This window comes from Mesorhizobium sp. M1217 (genome assembly GCF_040318275.1).
In the GTDB taxonomy this organism is placed as follows: Bacteria; Pseudomonadota; Alphaproteobacteria; order Rhizobiales; family Rhizobiaceae; genus Mesorhizobium.
In genome coordinates, this window is record NZ_JAMYMA010000008.1 from 247,421 (window position 1) to 265,961 (window position 18,541).

At 62.0% G+C, this 18,541-nt stretch carries 18 protein-coding genes; 10 read left to right on the forward strand and 8 right to left on the reverse strand.

Annotated elements, in window-relative coordinates; genetic code table 11:
• The first annotated feature begins 85 nt into the window (after positions 1–85).
• Both NKH37_RS16305 and NKH37_RS16310 read left to right on the forward strand, forming a co-directional pair.
• Positions 86–1,657, forward strand: a complete 1,572-nt coding sequence (locus NKH37_RS16305) for a glycosyltransferase family 39 protein (protein ID WP_353005443.1) — start codon at positions 86–88, stop codon at positions 1,655–1,657.
• A 25-nt stretch (positions 1,658–1,682) separates the two neighbouring features.
• Positions 1,683–2,996: a M24 family metallopeptidase gene (locus NKH37_RS16310; protein WP_353005464.1), complete on the forward strand. Its 1,314-nt coding sequence runs from the start codon at positions 1,683–1,685 to the stop codon at positions 2,994–2,996.
• Positions 2,997–3,105: 109 nt separating this feature from the next.
• On the opposite strand, the gene NKH37_RS16315 is transcribed toward NKH37_RS16310, so the two are convergent.
• Both NKH37_RS16315 and NKH37_RS16320 read right to left on the reverse strand, forming a co-directional pair.
• The gene (locus NKH37_RS16315) at positions 3,106–3,906 is read right to left on the reverse strand and encodes a phosphate/phosphite/phosphonate ABC transporter substrate-binding protein (protein WP_353005445.1); all 801 of its coding nucleotides are present in this window, start codon (positions 3,904–3,906) and stop codon (positions 3,106–3,108) included.
• A gap of 82 nt (positions 3,907–3,988) precedes the next feature.
• Positions 3,989–4,999, reverse strand: coding sequence for a fatty acid desaturase (locus NKH37_RS16320; RefSeq protein ID WP_352814617.1), 1,011 nt, complete (start codon positions 4,997–4,999; stop codon positions 3,989–3,991).
• Between the two features lie 228 nt (positions 5,000–5,227).
• On the opposite strand from NKH37_RS16320, the gene NKH37_RS16325 reads away from it, so the two are divergent.
• Together NKH37_RS16325 and bmt are read left to right on the forward strand one after the other, a co-directional pair.
• Positions 5,228–6,070, forward strand: coding sequence for a helix-turn-helix domain-containing protein (locus NKH37_RS16325; RefSeq protein ID WP_352861070.1), 843 nt, complete (start codon positions 5,228–5,230; stop codon positions 6,068–6,070).
• A gap of 88 nt (positions 6,071–6,158) precedes the next feature.
• Positions 6,159–7,175: a betaine--homocysteine S-methyltransferase gene (gene bmt, locus NKH37_RS16330; RefSeq protein WP_023719944.1), complete on the forward strand. Its 1,017-nt coding sequence runs from the start codon at positions 6,159–6,161 to the stop codon at positions 7,173–7,175.
• Positions 7,176–7,322: 147 nt separating this feature from the next.
• On the opposite strand, the gene NKH37_RS16335 is transcribed toward bmt, so the two are convergent.
• Both NKH37_RS16335 and NKH37_RS16340 read right to left on the reverse strand, forming a co-directional pair.
• Positions 7,323–9,443, reverse strand: a complete 2,121-nt coding sequence (locus tag NKH37_RS16335) for a vWA domain-containing protein (protein WP_353005446.1) — start codon at positions 9,441–9,443, stop codon at positions 7,323–7,325.
• Between the two features lie 2 nt (positions 9,444–9,445).
• On the reverse strand, positions 9,446–10,006 hold the full coding sequence (locus NKH37_RS16340) for an RNA polymerase sigma factor (protein ID WP_353005447.1): 561 nt from the start codon (positions 10,004–10,006) through the stop codon (positions 9,446–9,448).
• Between the two features lie 304 nt (positions 10,007–10,310).
• Between NKH37_RS16340 and NKH37_RS16345 the strand changes: the two genes are divergently transcribed.
• Positions 10,311–10,595 carry a hypothetical protein gene (locus NKH37_RS16345; protein WP_353041227.1) on the forward strand — a complete coding sequence of 95 codons (285 nt, stop codon included), beginning with the start codon at positions 10,311–10,313 and terminating at the stop codon, positions 10,593–10,595.
• 45 nt (positions 10,596–10,640) lie between these two features.
• Here NKH37_RS16345 and NKH37_RS16350 read toward each other — a convergent pair whose 3' ends face one another.
• Together NKH37_RS16350 and NKH37_RS16355 are read right to left on the reverse strand one after the other, a co-directional pair.
• On the reverse strand, positions 10,641–11,309 hold the full coding sequence (locus NKH37_RS16350; RefSeq protein WP_353005448.1) for a hypothetical protein: 669 nt from the start codon (positions 11,307–11,309) through the stop codon (positions 10,641–10,643).
• Positions 11,310–11,416: 107 nt separating this feature from the next.
• The gene (locus NKH37_RS16355; protein ID WP_353005449.1) at positions 11,417–12,991 is read right to left on the reverse strand and encodes a trimethylamine methyltransferase family protein; all 1,575 of its coding nucleotides are present in this window, start codon (positions 12,989–12,991) and stop codon (positions 11,417–11,419) included.
• Between the two features lie 308 nt (positions 12,992–13,299).
• Between NKH37_RS16355 and NKH37_RS16360 the strand changes: the two genes are divergently transcribed.
• Positions 13,300–13,998 (forward strand): cobalamin B12-binding domain-containing protein, encoded by a 699-nt coding sequence (locus tag NKH37_RS16360; RefSeq protein WP_023676506.1) that lies wholly within the window; start codon positions 13,300–13,302, stop codon positions 13,996–13,998.
• A gap of 81 nt (positions 13,999–14,079) precedes the next feature.
• On the opposite strand, the gene NKH37_RS16365 is transcribed toward NKH37_RS16360, so the two are convergent.
• Entirely contained in the window at positions 14,080–14,220 is a 141-nt protein-coding gene (locus NKH37_RS16365) for an entericidin A/B family lipoprotein (protein WP_023676507.1), read from the reverse strand.
• A gap of 64 nt (positions 14,221–14,284) precedes the next feature.
• Here NKH37_RS16365 and NKH37_RS16370 point away from each other — a divergent pair, with 64 nt between their 5' ends.
• Positions 14,285–14,914 (forward strand): DUF1638 domain-containing protein, encoded by a 630-nt coding sequence (locus NKH37_RS16370; RefSeq protein WP_023719937.1) that lies wholly within the window; start codon positions 14,285–14,287, stop codon positions 14,912–14,914.
• Between the two features lie 4 nt (positions 14,915–14,918).
• On the opposite strand, the gene NKH37_RS16375 is transcribed toward NKH37_RS16370, so the two are convergent.
• A complete protein-coding gene (locus NKH37_RS16375) occupies positions 14,919–15,833 on the reverse strand; it encodes an NAD-dependent epimerase/dehydratase family protein (RefSeq protein ID WP_352640478.1) in 915 nt (304 codons plus the stop codon).
• A gap of 122 nt (positions 15,834–15,955) precedes the next feature.
• On the opposite strand from NKH37_RS16375, the gene NKH37_RS16380 reads away from it, so the two are divergent.
• The 3 genes from NKH37_RS16380 (at position 15,956) to NKH37_RS16390 (ending at position 18,355) form a co-directional block, all read left to right on the forward strand.
• Complete coding sequence (locus NKH37_RS16380) at positions 15,956–16,531, forward strand: DUF4893 domain-containing protein (RefSeq protein WP_352640479.1); 576 nt, start codon at positions 15,956–15,958, stop codon at positions 16,529–16,531.
• Positions 16,532–16,613: 82 nt separating this feature from the next.
• On the forward strand, positions 16,614–17,396 hold the full coding sequence (locus NKH37_RS16385; protein WP_352640480.1) for a formyl transferase: 783 nt from the start codon (positions 16,614–16,616) through the stop codon (positions 17,394–17,396).
• 47 nt (positions 17,397–17,443) lie between these two features.
• Positions 17,444–18,355 carry a fatty acid desaturase family protein gene (locus tag NKH37_RS16390; RefSeq protein ID WP_352640481.1) on the forward strand — a complete coding sequence of 304 codons (912 nt, stop codon included), beginning with the start codon at positions 17,444–17,446 and terminating at the stop codon, positions 18,353–18,355.
• Positions 18,356–18,541: the final 186 nt, after the last annotated feature.

Here is an 18,541-nt window from a genome sequence, read left to right on the forward strand (position 1 = left end):
TGCAGCCAGCCGGTCGCATTGTGCGGAGCACGCTCTTCATGCTAGCCCAGCCGGCAACTGTGCCGGCAGGGGCGATGAGACTTCCTTGAAGTACGACATGAAATGGGCCGAGTGGCTGGCCGAGGGACGGATCGGCCCCTTCCCGGCGGCGATCGTCATGGTCGCGGCTTATTTTGCCTTGCAGACCATCATACTGTCCCTGTTGAGCTCTTGGGCGGGAACCGGCGTCGGCATCGACGATGCGGAGCAGCTGATCTATGTACCGTATCTCTGGGCTGGATATGGCGGCTCGCAACCACCTCTCTACACCTGGATCAATTGGCTGGCCGCGCATGTTTTCGGCACCAGTATCTTCACGTTGAAGCTCGTCAAATACTCAGTGCTGTTCCTCGCCGCCTGCAGCGTGTTCGCCGCCATGCGGCGGTTCGGCTACACCAAGGCGACAGCGGCGGCGGCCATGTTCGGCCTGTTTACGATCCCGCAGGTCGTCTGGGAATCGCAGCGCGCTTTGTCGCATTCCGTCGCCGTCGTCGGCTTCTGCTCGCTGCTCCTGCTCACCATGGCCTATCTTCTCGAACGGCGTAGCATGATTGCCTATGCGGCGTTTGGCCTAGCCACGGCGGCGGCAATTCTTGCCAAGTATAACGATGTCTTCCTCGTGGTGGCCCTTGTTGCGGCAGCGCTGTCGCTGCGCGAATTGCGCAGCGCCATCCTTGATCCAAAGTTCGCAATCAGCATAGCGGTCGCGATATTGGTGCTGGCACCAACCACCTATTGGAGCCTCATGCATCCCGCCGATTTATTGTCGAGAGGCGAGAAGTTCGGAATAGACCCGCAACAAGGGCGCATCGCGGCGGCCTTTGTCGGCGCCGGCAAGTTTGTCATGGGGACCTTCAATTTCGCGGTCTTGCCGGTGCTCGTTTCCGCGCTGGCCTTCGGGGTGGCGAAGTTCCGTTTCTCCGAGCGGCACCCGAAACGTCCGGCCAGGGAAATTCTGTTGTGGCGTAGCTTGGCGCTCGGCTTGGCTATGCTGGCAATACTTGTGCTGGCCACCGGCGTGACGGTTGTCAAGGACCGCTGGCTGCTGCCGGTCCTGTTCATGTTGCCGCTGGCCATCGTCGCCACTATGGAACGGCTGGCGCCGCGCGGCAGGAATGCGCAGCTCCTGGTGATCGCGGCTGGAGCGATCATCGCCGTGTTGCTCGCGCCCGCCACTTGGTACGTCCAGATAAACGGGACCAGTGGCCTCTCCCGCATGATCCGCTTGGATTACCCGGCCCTCTATCGCCAACTGACCGCGGACGGACCGGTGAAAACTGCAATATCCGACGGTGCATGGGTCGGCAACCTGCGGCTGGTCGACGAAAAACTGGTCGCACTTGACCAGGAAGTGCCTGATTTCGAAACGCTGATGCGGGGGCCGGCCGTACTCGTCTGGCTTGATCACGACGATCCGCGGCCGGTCATTTTGGACCAGCTCAAAGCGGCCGGCTATGAGCCGGACGGCCAACCGCGGCAAATCATGGTTCCGCTGTTGCGTGGCACCGACAAGTCCGCCCGGCCCGGCGCATTCGTCCGACTGAAGAGAATGGAAGGAGCCATGGCGCCCAAGGAAGGCGCTGGCGAAGGAGTCGAGGGTGGACAGGAATCCGACTGACCGGCCCCGTCATCATCGCAAGATCATGCCGTTCGAGCCGGAGGACTCGATCGATGCGCTGCGCAAAAAATCGCGCCTGAAGGCCGCTGAACTCAACCAGCATCTGCTGGGCTATGGTGCGCTGGCGGAAGCCGAGTGGCAGGCGGCGGGTATTGACGCTCCTGACTTGCCCGCCATGCGCCGATACCGGCTCGAGCGCATCCGCGCCGAGCTGAAGCGCCGCGACTATGCGGGAGCCCTGCTCTACGATCCGGTCAACATCCGCTACGCGACCGATGCGACCAACATGCAGCTCTGGGTCGCGCACAATCCGACCAGGCATTGTTTCGTCGCCACCGATGGGCCGGTGGTACTGTTCGACTATTTTTCCTGTGAGCACCTTTCCGACCATTCCGGCGTCGTCGACGAGGTGCGGCCGGCGGTGTCGTGGGCGTATCTCTACAGCGGCGAGTTGACCGGGCAAAAAGTCCGCCGCTGGGCAGCCGGCATCGCCGAGCTGGTACTGGAACATGGCGGCGGCAATCGCCGTATCGCGGTCGATCACATCAACCCCGAGGGCATCGAGGAACTCGCCCGTCTCGGCATTTCGACCGGCAATGGCGAGGCGGTGATGGAAAATGCGCGGCTGATCAAATCGCCCGACGAGACCCTTGCCATGCGCCGGGCGATCGTCGCTTGCGAGGCGGCGATGGGCGAGATGGAGCAGGCGCTGAGGCCTGGCATCTCCGAGAACGAATTGTGGGCCGAACTCCATCGCGGCAACATCGCGCGCGGCGGCGAATGGATCGAAACCCGGCTCCTGTCGTCGGGTCCGCGCACCAATCCGTGGTTCCAGGAGTGTTCGTCGCGGACGATCGAGGCCGGCGATCTCGTCGCCTTCGACACCGACCTGATCGGTCCTTACGGCTTCTGCGCCGACCTGTCGCGCACCTGGCTTTGCGGTGACGCGCCGCCGTCGCAGGAACAGCGTGACCTGTTTCAGATCGCTGCCGACCAGATCGCCCACAACACCGAGCTGATGCGGCCGGGCATATCCTTCCGCGACCTCGTCGAGGGCTCGTCGGTGCCGCCGGGAGACTGCTTCCCGGCGCGCTACGGGGTGCTCTATCACGGCGTCGGCCTGGCCGACGAATACCCGACATTGCCGCATGCCGGCGACTGGACCGACGACACACCGGACGGCGTGCTCGAACCGGGCATGGTGCTGTGCGTCGAGAGCTACATCGGCAGGCTTGGCGGCTACGAAGGCGTCAAGATCGAGGAACAGGTCCTGATCACCGACACCGGCAACGAGAAGCTTTCGACCTACCCGCTCGACAATCGGCTGCTTGGCGGCTGAGCGAAGCTAATGCATGTCGCGCAAAAGTGTGCAGCGGTTTTGCGATAACGACATGCGTAAAACAAGAATCTAACGCGCGTTGCATGAGGCCGACCGAACGCGACGCGCTTTACGTGAGCGTAGCGATCGCCTTGCGCATCGCGGCGACGATCGTTTCCGGCGTCGTCCTGGCCGTGATGAACGGCAATCCTTTGCGCCGCCTTGTCCAGCCGACGACCGTCATCTTCTGCGCTGCAGGCTCGAAACGCTGCGCCAGCGCCCAGCTCTCGCAGTCGATCGCCGCGACGTCCGCCCTGCCCTCGGCAACAGCAACAATCGAAGCGCGGTGCCCCCAGCTTTCGCTCAGCGCGGAAAAGATATCCAAACTCTCGCCCAGTGCTTGCAGGTCGCGTGTCGGCGCGATGATGCCCGACATGGAATCGAGGCTGTTGAAGGTGAAACGTTTGCCGCGAAGCTGATCGAGCGGAATGACGGCGCCGCCGTCGGCCGGCGACCTTGCCGGCGGTGCCTCGCCCGCCCTCATGACGATGGCGCTCGAATAGAGTTCGCCCTGTCCGCCTTCAAAGGCGTCGTAGCGCGGCTGGCCGACGAGGTGGACACGCTGCGACAGGCCGAGTTCCATCGGTCCCCAGCAGGTTTGCGCAAAGAGCAGCGCCGGGTGCAGCCAGAGCCGGTGAAAATCCAGCTCGTCCGGCGGCAATGTCGCCGGATCAGGCGCGATGAGTTTTCCCTGATTGTCGCGAATACCGCCAGGCACCGGGGGCAAATCGCCGTTGCGGCGGATGATCGTCTCCGGCGCATCGATGCCTTTTTGTCTGAAAGCATCGCGCAGCCGCGCCCATTCTGCGTCGACCTCGTCCCGCGCTTCCGGCCAGTCGTACATCGGCAAAGCCGCAATGAATTCGCCCATGCTGGGATTTGACCGTTATGTGGGGAAATTGACAAGGTCAAGAAAGCGTTGCCGCGCGGCAGCTCCTACAATGCCGCAAGGATCATTCCTTCGGCGGCTCGGCGGGTACCGGTGCGCTGCCAAGCCCATTGAGGCTGCGTGCCCTGACGCGCGGCTTGAATGCGCGTCCTGGTTCCGGCATGCGCCGCAGCACGGGATGGACGATCGGTTCCTTCGCCTTGAAGGCATAGGCCTTGAGCAGCGCGAAATAGTTCGGATAGGCGTAGCCATTGTTCATCCGCAGCCACTCGTCGCGGCGGTCGCGAAACAGCTTCGGCAGCCTGTACCAGGCCACCGTCGGGCTCTTGTGATGGACGAAATGCAGATTGTTGTTGAGGAACAGAAAGGATAGCGGCGAGCGCTCGACGATGATCGTGCGGCCTTCCGGATGTTCCGACCATTGGTGCTCGGCGTAGGTGCGGATCGAAATCAGCGATTGTCCCAGCCACACCGGCACCAGTATGTAGAGCCACAACGGCATGCCGAAGCCGAACTGCACGACAGGCAACACCACGGCGAGGCCGATCGTGTGCAGCAGCCATGCCTTGCGGATGGAATTGTCGCCCGCGGCAACCTGCCTGGCGTCGTCGATGAAGAAGCCGATGCAGGAGAGCCACGGACCGAGCACCAAACGCCCGAGCATCGTGTTGTTGACCTTCAGCAGGAACTTCATAGCCGACGGCAGCTCTTCGTGCTGCCAGAGCGCCTTGTAATAGCTTTCGGGATCGTCGAGCGGATCGGTCAGGCGCTCGTCTGCATGGTGGCGCAGATGAATGGTCTTGAACCGGCGAAACGGCCAGACAAGGCCAATCGGCAGGAACACAACGGCTTCGTTGAGCCGCGCGTTCCGGGTTGGGTGGCCGTGCAGGGCCTCGTGCATCAGCGAGGATTGCAGCGCCGCAATCAGGGCCAGAAGGGCGAGCGCCAACAGCGGGTAGGATGGCCAGAGCAGAAAGCCGGTAGCGAGCCAGCCGCCGTAGCAGAAAAGTGCGAGAAACACCGTCGGCCATTCGATGGTCGCCGCGCCATGTCGCCTGTTGCCCATGCTCGTCATGCTATCGACCACTGCCTTCCAGTCGCCGGAACCCGTTTGATTCCTGACAGCATTGTGTCAGGAGCGTTGCATTGCTGCAACGCGATAAAGCGCACAAACTGTTGCGATTGCGCATTTTCGGCTGCAGATGTTATCTATTGTAAACAAGCTCGTAGATTCATTTGCGCTCGAAACGCCATGTAGATCGCTTCGGCGCAAAATTTTGCTCACGTCAGGGAGAGTAGAGATTTGGACAAGCGCGACCTGTCGACGATCTTTCGCGAGCGCCTGAAAATGCTCTTGACAAGGTCCGATTTGAACCAGTCGGCCTTCGCCGCCGCGGTTGGCATCGACCGTTCGGCGCTGTCGCAGCTGCTCTCCGGCGCGTCGATCCGCCTTCCCCGCGCCGAAACGCTGCTCAACATCGCCGCCGAATTCAAAGTCTCGCTCGACTGGCTGCTCGGCCTCAGCCAGGACGAGGGCGTCACCGGTGAAATCCGCGAGAGCCTTGAGATCGAGGAGGCGCCGGACGGCTTCGACCGCACGCTGCTGGCTCGCTGGCATGCCGAGGCGGCGGGAACGAAAATCCGCTACGTGCCGGCCGGCATTCCCGATCTTCTGCGAACCGAGGCGCTTGTCGACTATGAAGCCGTCATCGCCAACAAGAGCCGCGAGGCACAGGCCGGCGAAACGCAGTACCGCATCGACTACAATCGACGGCCCGAAACCGACATGGAAGTCTGTATGCCGCGCCACACGCTGGAGATCTTCGCGCGCGGGCTGGGCGTGTGGGACCGCTTTCCGGAGGCCGACCGCCACCAGCAGCTCCTGCACATGGCGACGCTACTCGACGACCTCTATCCCACCTTCCGCCTGTTTCTCTATGACGGGCGGATGCGCTATTCGATCCCGTACACCATCTTCGGGCCCTATCGCGCCGCCATTTACGTCGGCGACATGTATCTGGTGCTAAACGCCACGCAGCCGATCCGCATCCTGACCAGCCATTTCGACAATCTGATCCGTGCCGCGGACGTCAACGCGCATGAAGCGGCCAGCTTCACACGAAAGCTGGCGGAGATGCGATTTTGACCGGTTGCTCTCCGTGTCGACATTGACGGCACATAAAGAATTCTTTATATCCTTATCTCAGTTATTCTTCCGGGAAGGCGTATTTCACATGACCAATCCGATCGACGCTCTGCTTGCCGAAAAGGGCGTCCTGCTCGCCGATGGCGCCACCGGCACCAATCTGTTCGCGATGGGCCTTGAGGCCGGAGAGGCTCCTGAGCTCTTGAACGAGACCGCGCCCGACACCATCACCAGCCTGCACCAGAACTTTGTCGATGCCGGCGCCGACATCATCCTGACCAACTCTTTTGGCGGGACCCGCCATCGGCTCAAGCTGCACCATGCGCAGGACCGCGTCCACGCACTGAACAAGCGCGCCGCCGAGATCGCAAGCGCCGTCGCCGGCAAGGCCGGCCGCAAGGTGATCGTGGCCGGCTCAGTCGGCCCGACCGGCGAATTGCTGGTGCCGCTCGGCGCCATGACCTATGACGAGGCGGTCGAGGCCTTTGCCGAGCAGATCGAGGGCCTGAAGGCCGGCGGCGCCGAAGTCGCCTGGATCGAAACCATGTCGGCGCCGGACGAGATCCGTGCCGCCGCCGAAGCCGCCATCCGCGTCGGCTTGCCCTATACCTATACCGGCTCCTTCGACACCGCCGGCCGCACCATGATGGGGCTGCTGCCGAAGGACATCCACGGTGTCGTCGACGGCCTGTCGCAGACGCCGCTCGGTGTCGGCGCAAATTGCGGTGTCGGCGCCTCCGATATTCTCGCTTCGCTGCTCGACATGACCGAGGCGAAGCCCGAGGCAACGGTGATCGTCAAGGGCAATTGCGGCATCCCCGAATTTCGCGGTGCCGAGATCTACTATTCGGGCACGCCCGAGCTGATGGCCGATTATGTGCGCCTGGCCGTCGATGCCGGCGCCAAGATCGTCGGCGGCTGCTGCGGTACCTCGTTCCAGCACCTTGCCGCCATGCGCAAGGCGCTCGATGCGCACACCAGGTCGGATCGCCCGACCGTCGAGCAGATCGTCGAACGCATCGGCCCGATGCGCAACAAGCAGGCGACGGTCAACGTCGCCGAGACCAGCGAAGCCCGCCGCGAACGGCGCCGCGGACGCGCCTGACGCTTTCGGCTGCGACGCGGTCCGCGAAGCGGTGCAGCCACGAAAAAAGGCCGGCAAGGTTTCCCTCGCCGGCCTGCCTCACCCGCCCGTAGGCCGGTTCCCCCTGTCAGAACGATCCCATCTGAAAGAAACCGGCCATCATTGCCACTACCGGTTACCGCCGAGCGCCGAGGCAAGGCGCACAAGCGAGAGGAACTCGGACCGGTACCCAAACGGGTCGGCTCCTCTGGCGGCGGTGGCAATCTCCATGATCTTGTCGTAGCCGAACTTCGCGGTCGCATCCTCGTCGCGCAGCTTCTGGCCGAAGGCAGCGACGGCAACGGAGAAACGCTGGTCGGTGCTGGCCTGGTCGAACGACGCCACCTCGTTGGCTGACGTCACCGGCGTGGTGATCAGCTTCGAAGTGTCCTCGTTCGGCAGCTTGTAGCGGATTTTGACGAAGGCATATTCGTCGGCATTGGCGACACCGCCATTGTTCACCGAGGCCTGGCCATAGCGCAGCTGATCGATCTGTTCGCCGCCGCTGCCCTTAGGCGTGATCTCGTAGATCGCGGTGACCGAATGGCCTGAGCCGATCTCGCCGGCGTCGACGCGGTCGTTGTTGAAATCCTCGCGGTTCAAGGCGCGGGTCTCGTAGCCGATCAGCCGGTATTCCGAGACCTTGTTCGGGTTGAACTCGACCTGGATCTTCACGTCCTTGGCAATGGTGAACAGTGTCGAGGAGGCATCCTCGACCAGCACCTTCTCGGCCTCCGCCAAAGTGTCGATATAGGCGGCGGTGCCGTTGCCGTTCTGGGCGATGGTCTGCATCATCTGGTCGTTCAGGTTGCCGCGGCCGAAGCCGAACACCGACAGGAACACGCCTGTCTTGCGCTCCTTTTCGATCAGCCGCTTCAGGTCGTCGTCGTCGGTCTGGCCGACATTGAAATCACCATCGGTGGCGAGCATCACCCGGTTGATGCCGTCCTTGACGAAGGATTTCTGCGCCAGCCTGTAGGCTTCCTTGATGCCCGCCTCGCCTGCCGTCGAGCCGCCGGATGTCAGGTTGTCGATGGCAGCGAGGATCTTGTCCTTTTCCGAAGCCTTGGTGGGCTCCAGCACGGTACCGGCATCGCCCGCATAGGTGACGATCGAGACGGTATCGTCGGGTCTCAGCTTGTTGACCAGCAGCCGAAAGGCCGACTGCAGGAGCGGCAGCTTGTCCTGCTCGTTCATCGAGCCCGACACATCGATCAGAAAGACCAGATTGGCCTTGGGCTGCTCGGCCGGCTTCACGTCGAAACCCTTGATGGCGACATGCATCAGCCTGGTGTGCTCGTTCCACGGAGTCGGCATGACGCTGACGGTCGAGTTGAACGGCGTCGAGGCGGAGTCCGGGCCTTTCCAGTCATAGGGGAAGTAGTTGACCATCTCCTCGACGCGCACCGTATCGGCCTGCGGGATAAAACCTTCCTTCAGCGAGCGCCGGACGAAGGAATAGGAAGCGGTGTCGACATCGATAGAGAAGGTCGAGACCGGGTCTTCGAGTGCGGCATGCACCGGATTGGTCTTGAAATCCTCGACCCGGTCACGGTTTTCCTCTCGCGGCAGCATCTGGTCGGCCGGCGCAGCGGCAGGCTGCTGTGCCATCAGCTTGGACTCGGCAACCGTGCCAGGCATGCGTCCGACCCGCGCGCCACCATCGACTGCCGGAGCCACGGAGTTTGCACCGCCATCCAGCGCAAACTCGCCGCTCTGCGCCGGTTCGGGTGCATTGCGGGTGAGCACATCCTGCTGCGTCAACCCGCCGACCGCGGTCGATTCCGCTTTCGGCGGCGATGTCGGCGCCACAAGCGCCTCGCCGGCGTCGCGGCTTTCGCTGTCGGCGTCCGCCTTCTTCTGCTTATCTGCTTCGGCAACGACCGGCGGTTTGACGGTCGCCGGCTTGTCAGCCAGCGTTTCGGTGATCTTATCGTCCCCGCCGAATTCGGGCCCGCCGAATTTGGATTCCCCAAGCATATAGATGGTGGCGTATCCGGCGATCGGCAGGGCAACGAGCCCGGCAATGGCCGGCGTGGCGAAGAGTTTCTTTTGCATGATTTCGCTCCAGAGCCTTTGTGCTCGCTCTGTGAGACGAAGCCCGCCTGCCGATCCTTGGGCGGCCGGTAAAGTTTTTTCTTCCATGTCATAGGCGCGCAGCGCGGCCTGGAGGGCACGCGCCTTTGCATCCGCGTCGGGCGCCGGTGCTGCGATATCGCGCAGCCTGTTCAGTTGATTATCGTCGACCATGGTCACACTTCCCCGGCTGAACGCATCAGCGTCTTCAACCGTTTCTTCGCCTCATGGATGTGCCAGGAAACCGTCGTCTCCGAGATCGCCATCGCCTCGGCGGCGGCTGCGTGGCTGAGCCCTTCGCCATAGACCAGCAGCACAGCGTCGCGCTGCTTGTCCGGCAGCTTGCGCACCGCTGCCCAGAGCGCCTCGGCCGGGTCTTCCGCCTCGGACGAGGTTTCCCCCGAAATCAGCGCATAGGCGCCATAGGCCTCGGTCTTGACCGTCTCGCGGGCGGTCTTGCGCATCATGTCGCGCGCCGCATTCAGCGTCATGGTGTAGAGCCATGTCGTAAAGGCACCGCTGCCGTGATAGTCGCGGATCGCCCGGCCGAGCCGGACGCAGACTTCCTGGGCGATATCCTCGGCGTCGGCCTTTTTCCCGCACCAGCGATAGGCGGCGCGATAGACGAAACCGTAGTGCCTTTCGAGCAACTTGCCGAAAGCACCCCTGTCTCCGCCCTTCGCCCGCCCGATCAGTTCGGCGTCGGAGGCTTCGCTTTCGTCCAGCATCATCGCCATCATTTGCCTGTTGGACGAAGGCTAATGGCGATTCCTTGGGTGATGGGAAGAATTTTTTGGCGGGCAGTCACGTCGTAATGGTTGGCGCGCCTTGGCCGAGCGTCTCCGCAAACAGCATCGTCAGCCGCTTCCAGTGGCGTTCGGCGCCGGCTGCATCGAAGGCACTATGTGGAGCCGCCACGTTCACAAATGCGTATCGGGGTTGCTTTACGCTGGCTTTGTGCACAATTTCGCCGACTGCCTGCCATGCTATGGCGGCCTGAAGTGAACGGCGCGCTTCAATTTGCCAAGGGACGGAGCTCATATGTGGCTGACGGCATTCCTTGCTTTTTTCGCGGGTGTTTTTGGCGCCAATGGCGTCCCACATTTCGTGAGTGGGATAACCAAGGGTTCCTACCCGTGCGTCTTCGGTAACTCCGCCGTGGCCAATCTGATAGCCGGCTGGGCGAGCTTCGTGGTGGCAACCCTCTTCGCGTACGGGGCCAACTTCGCACAGTATCCCATCGTCTCGTTGGTCTCTGGTGCCATCGGGGTGCTGCTGATGGGTCTCTTTCACGCGGCGGGGCTGGCTTTCGGCCAAAAATCCTGAGATCGGAACGGTCGACGTCTTTGCGTGCAGCGGGGTCTTGTCTGGCTAGCGCGCGAATGCTGCCATGTGAAAGGCCTGAACCTCGGCCGGATAGCGATAATCGATGCCGTAAGGACAGGCGTTGCGATCAAGGCAGCCGCCGGTCCGGCAAGGTCCGCCGTTTTGCCCACGCACATGCGCCAGACAGGTTTCATGCACAAAACCATCCGCAGAATAAGCCGCGACCGGACAGGATTTCAGGCAAGGTTTTTCCAAACATGTGTCGCAAAGGTGAATCACGTCGCGACGTTCGTGGAGCGCAATCTCGTTCTCGAACAACAGCGCGCCGCGATAGGCATGCCAGAGCCCGTATTGCGGATGCATGAGGATGCCGAGCGGCGACGGCTTCAGCCCCTCCGCCTGCATCGCCCATTGCTGGAACGGCAGATAAGGCCTGTCGGACGGTGACACCGCGCGTGCCCCGAATTTTTCGGCCACAGCGCCGATCACTCCGCGCGACCATCTGTCGAGCGGATCGTCGATCGGCTGTGACTGTTTCTCCAACCAGCGCAGGAAGTGCGGCCAAGGTGCGGCGCCTGCCTGCCCCACCAGCAGGACGGATCTGGCGGCGGCGCCGGAGAGACCGGAAGGTGTCCGCTCACCGCCCGCAAAATTGAAGCCGCCGCGCAGGATGAGGCCGTGGGCGGAAAGCGCGGCCGCGATGGTTTCGACCATGCCGCGCTCGAGAATCATCCCTTCTTGTCGGGGTCGGAGAAGGCGCTCCGCCAGACTTCCTTGTGGATGATGTTGGCGACTTTAGCCCCGCCTGATTCGGGCTCCTTTCAGGTGAAGGCGTCGGCCATCGACGCCTTCTTCCTGGCGATGAAGTCCTTCAGCCCGTCGTCGATGCCCTGGTCGAGATAAGGCGCCTCGTAGCTCTCCAGCCAGCGGCGGGCGAGCTCGTTGGCGCGCTGCGGCGCGGTTTTTTCGCCTTCGGCCAGCCACTGCTCGTAGGAATTGTTATCGGCGATGTTGGAGCGGTAGAACGCGGTCTGGAAATTGGCCTGGGTGTGATCGCAGCCGAGGTAATGGCTGCCCGGACCCACCTGGCGGATGGCATCCATCGCCTGACCGTTTTCCGACAGGTCGACACCCTCGGAGAACTTCTGCGTCATGCCGAGTTGGTCGATATCCATCATGAACTTTTCGTAGCAGGAGGCGAGCCCGCCCTCGAGCCAGCCGGCCGAATGCAGCACGAAATTGGTGCCGGCGAGGATCGTCGAATTCAGCGTGTTGGCGCTCTCATAGGCCGCCTGCGCATCGGGGATTTTCGAAGCACAAAGCGAGCCGCCGGTGCGGAACGGCAGCCCGAGCCTGCGAGCAAGCTGGGCGGCGCCATAGGAGACCAGCGACGGCTCCGGCGTGCCGAAGGTCGGCGCGCCCGACTGCATCGAGATCGACGAGGCGAAGGTGCCGAACAGTACCGGCGCACCCGGCCGGATCAGCTGTGTGAACGACGCCCCGGCCAGAACCTCGGCCAAAACCTGGGTCAGTGTGCCGGCGACCGTCACCGGGCTCATCGCGCCGGCAAGGATGAACGGCGTGACGATGCACGCCTGGTTATGGCGCGAATAAACTTTCAGCGCTCCCAGCATGGTCTCGTCGAAGACCATCGGCGAGTTGGCGTTGATCAGGCTGGTCAGCACCGTGTTGTTCTCGACGAAATCGTCACCAAACACGATCTTGGCCATCGCCACCGTATCTTCGGCGCGCTCGGGCGCGGTCACCGAGCCCATGAACGGCTTGTCCGAATATTTGATATGGCTGTAGACCATGTCGAGATGGCGCTTGTTGACCGGCACGTCGACCGGCTCGCAAACCGTGCCGCCCGAATGGTGGATCGATGGCGCCATATAGGCAAGTTTTACGAAATTCCGGAAATCCTCGATCGTCGCGTAGCGCCTGACGCCGCCGAGATCGCGCACGAAGGGCGGTCCATAGACCGGCGCGAACACGGTCGCGTTGCCGCCGATCTGCACCGAGCGCTCGCCGTTGCGGGCGTGCTGGGTATAGACGGACGGAGCGGTCTTCAACAGCGAGCGGCAGAGGCCCTTGGGGAAATGCACCCGCTCGCCCTTGACGTCGGCGCCCGCCTCTTTCCAAAGCTGCAGTGCCTCGGCGTCGTCGCGGAAGATGATGCCGATCTCTTCCAGCACCGTGTCGGTGTTCTTTTCGATCAGCGCCAGGCCTTCCTCGTCCAGCACTTCATAGACGTTGATCTTGCGCTTGATATAGGTGAGCTGTGTACCGGGGCCGCCGCCCGAACGTGCAGCCCGGCGCGCTGCGGCGCCACCGCTGGCAGCGCGCCCGCGCCGTGCGTTTGACGCTTCCTGATCGACCGGCGCGTTCTCACTCATAATCGTTCTTCCCTGGCTTTCGTTCTGGCCTGATTTGCTTTGGCCGGGCTCTTGTTCCGGCCTGAAATCCATTTGCAGCCGCATATTGCGGTCTCTGGCCGGATCGTAGCCATGCACCTTATTCGAAACGGCCCGCCAGCGCCAACGCCTGTCGCAAAATCGACAAGAATTCCAAGAGATTTACGGTCGCTTTCGTTTTGCGGGAAGTCGCAAATCAGCTATGGACAACTGGCCCGCGCGGGTTAGGTAATGGCGCGATATTTTTAAGCTGCCGCGATAGTTGCAGCCGGCAAGGAGCCTGAGAAAAAATGGCCGACGACGAGATCATCCTTTCGGAACTCTCCGACGACGAGTTGGTGCAGCAGATGCACGACGACCTTTATGATGGGTTGAAGGAAGAAATCGAGGAAGGCACCAACATCCTTCTCGAGCGCGGCTGGGCGCCTTACAAGGTGCTGACCGAGGCTCTGGTCGAAGGCATGCGCATCGTCGGCGAGGATTTTCGCGACGGCATTCTGTTCGTTCCGGAAGTGCTGCTGTCGGCCAACGCGATGAAGGCCGGCATGTTCATCCTGCGTCCGTTGCTTGTCGCCACCGGCGCGCCGAAGCAGGGCAAGATGGTGATCGGCACCGTTAAGGGCGACATCCACGACATCGGTAAGAACCTCGTCGGCATGATGATGGAAGGCGCCGGCTTCGATGTCATCGACCTCGGCATCAACAATGCGGTCGAAAAATATCTCGATGCCATCGAAAAGCATCAGCCCGACATCATCGGCATGTCGGCCCTGCTGACGACGACCATGCCTTACATGAAGGTCGTCATCGATACGATGAAGGAAAAAGGCATTCGCGATGATTATGTCGTGCTGGTCGGCGGCGCGCCGCTCAACGAGGAATTCGGCAAAGCCGTCGGCGCCGACGCCTATTGCCGCGACGCCGCGGTGGCGGTCGAGACCGCCAAGGACTTCATGAAGCGCAAGCACAACGTCCGCGCTTCGGCCTGAGTCAATAAATTCGGCACCGACGAGAAAAACCGCGCCTTGCAGTGCGGCTTTTTTATTCCCAAATGTTTGAAATCGTGCAGATCAGGGTTTCTTGACGGTATCGTCAACCGCCTTCGCAGTGGATTTGATATCCTTTCCGACGCCGCGCACCGTGTTGGCGCAGGCCGAAACAGCCAGGGCGCAGGCGAGAATAGCGATTGGCGCAACGCGGAACAATTTCATGATTGGTGTCTCCCTCAGAATATAAATTCGCTGGACAGCAACGAAGATGGATTAGACTGGTTCCATGACTACCGCGCGAAAACAACAATCCGATCAAGGCGACAGGCTGCTCGTCATCGCCTGCGGGATGATTGCGCGCGAAGTTCTGGCGGTCAAGGAGCAGCTCGGGCTCGACCATCTCGACCTGACCTGCCTCCCGGCGGAGTTCCATTTCTATCCGGACCGCATTGCGCCGGCCATGGACAAGGCAATCGCCAAGGCCAGGGCTGACGGCTACAAACACATCTTCGTCGGCTATGCCGATTGCGGCACGGGTGGCCTGCTCGACCGGATCTGCGAGAAGCATGGCGTCGAGCGCATGGCCGGGCCGCATTGCTTTGCCTTCTACCAAGGCATGGATGCCTATGCGAAGGTTGCCGATGACGACATGATGTCGTTCTACATGACCGATTTCCTCTGCCGGCAATTCGATGCCTTCTTCATGAAGCCGCTCGGCCTCGACAAGCACCCGGAGCTGATCAAGGACTATTTCGGCAATTACGAGAAGCTGATCTACATCGCCCAGACCGACGACCCGGAACTCGACAAGGTCGCCGAAAAGGCGGCGAAAATGCTCGGCCTCGCCTATGAGCGCCGCTCGACCGGCTACGGCGACCTGACGAAGGAACTAGCTGGGGCCTCAGCCCTGGCCTGACACTTTAGGCACCGTTTTCTTCAGCTTCGAGCCCAGCGAGCACATCGGCAAAGCTCGTCTTGCAGACGAAATCCAGCCGGTCCCTCGCCCGCGACGCATCGTAGACCCGGTCGATCGACGAAAACATCGTCCAGCCTTTCTTCAAGTAGAGTGCCGGATAATCCGGAAAATAGCGCGCGACGATCGACGGTGCGTCGGCGATCAATGCCGCGCAATCGTCGGGCTGGAAAGGTGTCGGTGCCGAGATGATGAAGGTGTCGAAGCCCAATTGCGGCGCTTTCTCCAAGGCAGCGATGTGGGCGTCGGCAGCATCCTCCACCGTCAGCCGGCGAAACAACAGCTCATTGGCCTTGGTGTTGGCGTCCGACTGTTCGATCACATGCGCCATATCGTCTGCTTCGGGAAAGAAGCGGGCGGTGCGCAGTACGATCACCGGCAGGCCGAACTGGATATGGTAGAGCCGACAAAGATGTTCCGCCGCAAGCTTTGTCACGCCGTAGATGTTGCGCGGTTCAGGCGACATGTCTTCCGTTAGCCAAGCCGCCCTGCCGGGCAAGCCGGCGCGGATGGCCTGGGTAATCATCAGCGATGTCGTCGACGTGAAGATGAAGCGCTGAACGCCGAAAGTTGCCGCCGCATCGAGCAGGTTGAGCGTGCCGCGCACATTCGTCTCGACGAAATCCTCGTTGCGATGATGTTCGATGTCAGGCTTGTGCAGCGCGCCACTATGGATGATGGCCTCGATGCGGTTCTCCTCGACCGCCCTCATGACCAGGTCGCGATCGGCGACTGAGCCGACGATTCGCGTTTCCGAGGATGGGACGGGATCGAGGCCAGTGACGTCATGGCCGAGAGTCCGCAGGCGTGGCGCCAAGGCCCTGCCCAGCCAACCCGACGATCCCGTCAGCAAGATCCGCATTCTTTCCACCTCGTTTCTGCTGTCGATGCTCAAGCAAGGATGACAGAGCGCGGCGAAACATTAAGGTATGCGCCAGACAAGAAAACAGGCTGCTCCAGTCATCAAAAGGGAAAACGCCACCAATGATCGCTCGCCTTATGTTTGCCGTAGCAGCTGTCCTCTGCTTGGCGTTGCCCGCGTTCGCCGATGGCGAAGTGCAGAAGCTGATCACCGCTGCCGACAAGGCGCGCCTCGACAAATATGGCGAGACGCGCAAGGCAGCGCTTGATGAGGCGAAGGCCGGCGATCCCGCCGAGGTCAAGCAGCTCGACGCCTTGCTGGCAAAGCCGCTGGTTTCCTTCTCCGACAAGGACCTGACCGGCAATTGGCAATGCCGCACCATCAAGGCCGGCGGATTGAGCCCGCTCGTCATTTATGGCTGGTTCAAATGCAAGGTGAGCGACGACGGTTCCGGCTGGAGACTGGAAAAGATCACCGGTTCGCAGCGCACCAAGGGCCGCTTCTTCGACGATGGCGAGAAACGCGCGATCTATCTAGGTTCCTTCTACGTCAACGACGATCCGGCAAAGCCCTACGGCAGCGGCCCGGAAAGCGATCAGGTCGGCTATGCCTTCCGCCACAGCGCCAGCGAATGGCGCATCGAGTTCCCGGCGCCCCACTACGAATCGAAGCTCGACATCCTCGAATTCAAGCGCTGAGCCCGCCCCCGATCACCAAGGGTTAACCCGGTCAACCTAGCATTCGCGCACAAAGAACAGCTCTTTGCGGGGGTCGCGAAGCATGGCACGGTCGAAAACAAACCAACGGCCGATCGTCGTCGTCACCGAAGGCGGCCCGCATATCTGGGCGATCGTCAACGCCATCGCCGACCACCTCGCGCCTGTCAGCGTCATCCTCGAAACCCCTGAATCCAAAAAACAATTGCTTCTCGGGCGGGCGCGGCGGCAAGGCTGGACCTCGGCCATCGGTCAACTCGGCACGATGATGCTGACCCGGCTCGGCAAGCGCTTCTTCGCCGGCCACGCAGCACGGCTCGCCGCCGAGCAAAAGCTGCAAACCGAACCGAAGCCTGGGCAAAAGATCGTCCAGGTCTCGTCGGCCAACGCGCCGGAGTGCCTGCAGGCGATCGAGAAAATCCAGCCGGGTGTCGTGCTGCTCGCCGGCTGCCGCTTGCTGTCGCGGCAGACGCTGGCGAAAATCCCTTGCCCGGTCCTCAACTACCATGCCGGCATCGCCCCGAAATATCGTGGCATGAACGGCGGCTATTGGGCGCTGGCTTCAGGCGATGCGGAAAACTTCGGCACCACCGTGCATCTGGTCGACGCCGGCGTCGACACTGGCGGGGTGTTGCGGCAGGCACGCGGCAAACCCCAACCTAGCGACACTATTTCAAGCTACGCGTTGCGGCAGGCGGCATTCTCGCGCGACATCTGCGTCGAGGCGGTCAGGGATGCGCTGGCCGGCAAGCTCGGCACGGTCGATCCCGGTCTGCCTTCGAGACAATGGTATCATCCGACGGTCTGGTTCTATCTCTGGACCGGGATAAGAAACGGCGTCTGGTGACACGCGCGCCGATTTACCCGACAGCCACCCGCCGCTAACATTGCATCATGAGCGACATCGACCACCGCACCATCATTGCCGGCCTTTCGGTTGAGGAACGTCGCGACCTCACCGCCCGGGTCGACGGGCCAGGCATTGTCCGGCTGGCCGTCCATGGCGGGCTGGTTGTCGTGCTGGGCGCACTGATCGCCGCCCGCATCCCGTTCTGGCCGCTTCTCGTCTTGCCGCAGGGGATCCTGATCGTCTTCTTCTTCACGCTGTTGCACGAGACCATCCATGAAACGGCGTTCAGAACGGCGTGGCTCAATCGCGCTGTTGCCGCCGTGGCCGGCTTCTTGATCCTGCTGCCGCCCGCATGGTTCCGCTATTTCCATTTCGCCCATCACCGCCACACCCACGACCCGGACAACGACCCCGAACTGATGGCCCCGAAGCCGGAGACCATCGGCCAATATCTGCGCTATCTGTCCGGCGGCCCCTATTGGATAGGCATGGCTCGTGTGTTCGCAACCAATGCGGCGGGCCGCAACCGCGACGGCTTTGTGCCGGAAAAGGGCCGCGGCAAGGTGGTTTTTGAAGCGCGGCTGTTCCTGATCGGCTATGCGGTGTTGCTGGCCGGATCGCTCGCCGCACAGTCGGCGCTGCTGTTGTGGGTCTGGATCGTGCCGGTGCTGGTCGGACAGCCGTTTTTGCGGGCCTACCTGCTGGCCGAGCATGCATTGTGCCCGCATGTCGCCAACATGCTCGAGAACACTCGCACCACCTTCACCTCAAGGCTGGTGCGCTTCGTGGCTTGGAACATGCCGTACCATTCCGAGCACCATTCCTATCCGGCCGTTCCCTTCCATCGCCTGCCGCGCTTCCATGCGATCATCGCGGAGCATTTACGCACGACCGAACGAGGTTACATGCGCTTCCACAGGAAACTGGTCGGCAGCTTCGATGGCCGCGCCGGCTGACCAGTGCTGGAAGAGACTCCGCTTTCGGCCGCGGCCGTCGATTGCGTCGCTTTTGAAGGCCCCCGCGTCGTCCCATAACAAGCAGCCCAACAGCGCTTCCGGCAATGCTCGAAACCACTGCATCGGCCCAAAGGATCGGAATCGATCTTCGCAGGGCACGATGCAACGGAGTTAGGTGGTAGAGCA

Bases quoted from the DNA above. Each gene is read 5' to 3' on its own strand.
- NKH37_RS16385 (WP_352640480.1), top strand. From the start codon at position 16,614: ATGGCACGGTCGAAAACAAACCAACGGCCGATCGTCGTCGTCACCGAA.
- NKH37_RS16320 (WP_352814617.1), bottom strand. From the start codon at position 4,999: ATGACGAGCATGGGCAACAGGCGACATGGCGCGGCGACCATCGAATGG.
- NKH37_RS16335 (WP_353005446.1), bottom strand. From the start codon at position 9,443: ATGGTCGACGATAATCAACTGAACAGGCTGCGCGATATCGCAGCACCG.
- NKH37_RS16375 (WP_352640478.1), bottom strand. From the start codon at position 15,833: ATGCGGATCTTGCTGACGGGATCGTCGGGTTGGCTGGGCAGGGCCTTG.
- bmt (WP_023719944.1), top strand. From the start codon at position 6,159: ATGACCAATCCGATCGACGCTCTGCTTGCCGAAAAGGGCGTCCTGCTC.
- NKH37_RS16345 (WP_353041227.1), top strand. From the start codon at position 10,311: ATGTGGCTGACGGCATTCCTTGCTTTTTTCGCGGGTGTTTTTGGCGCC.
- NKH37_RS16360 (WP_023676506.1), top strand. From the start codon at position 13,300: ATGGCCGACGACGAGATCATCCTTTCGGAACTCTCCGACGACGAGTTG.
- NKH37_RS16350 (WP_353005448.1), bottom strand. From the start codon at position 11,309: ATGGTCGAAACCATCGCGGCCGCGCTTTCCGCCCACGGCCTCATCCTG.
- NKH37_RS16315 (WP_353005445.1), bottom strand. From the start codon at position 3,906: ATGGGCGAATTCATTGCGGCTTTGCCGATGTACGACTGGCCGGAAGCG.
- NKH37_RS16340 (WP_353005447.1), bottom strand. From the start codon at position 10,006: ATGGCGATGATGCTGGACGAAAGCGAAGCCTCCGACGCCGAACTGATC.
- NKH37_RS16370 (WP_023719937.1), top strand. From the start codon at position 14,285: ATGACTACCGCGCGAAAACAACAATCCGATCAAGGCGACAGGCTGCTC.
- NKH37_RS16365 (WP_023676507.1), bottom strand. From the start codon at position 14,220: ATGAAATTGTTCCGCGTTGCGCCAATCGCTATTCTCGCCTGCGCCCTG.
- NKH37_RS16380 (WP_352640479.1), top strand. From the start codon at position 15,956: ATGATCGCTCGCCTTATGTTTGCCGTAGCAGCTGTCCTCTGCTTGGCG.
- NKH37_RS16390 (WP_352640481.1), top strand. From the start codon at position 17,444: ATGAGCGACATCGACCACCGCACCATCATTGCCGGCCTTTCGGTTGAG.
- NKH37_RS16310 (WP_353005464.1), top strand. From the start codon at position 1,683: ATGCCGTTCGAGCCGGAGGACTCGATCGATGCGCTGCGCAAAAAATCG.
- NKH37_RS16355 (WP_353005449.1), bottom strand. From the start codon at position 12,991: ATGAGTGAGAACGCGCCGGTCGATCAGGAAGCGTCAAACGCACGGCGC.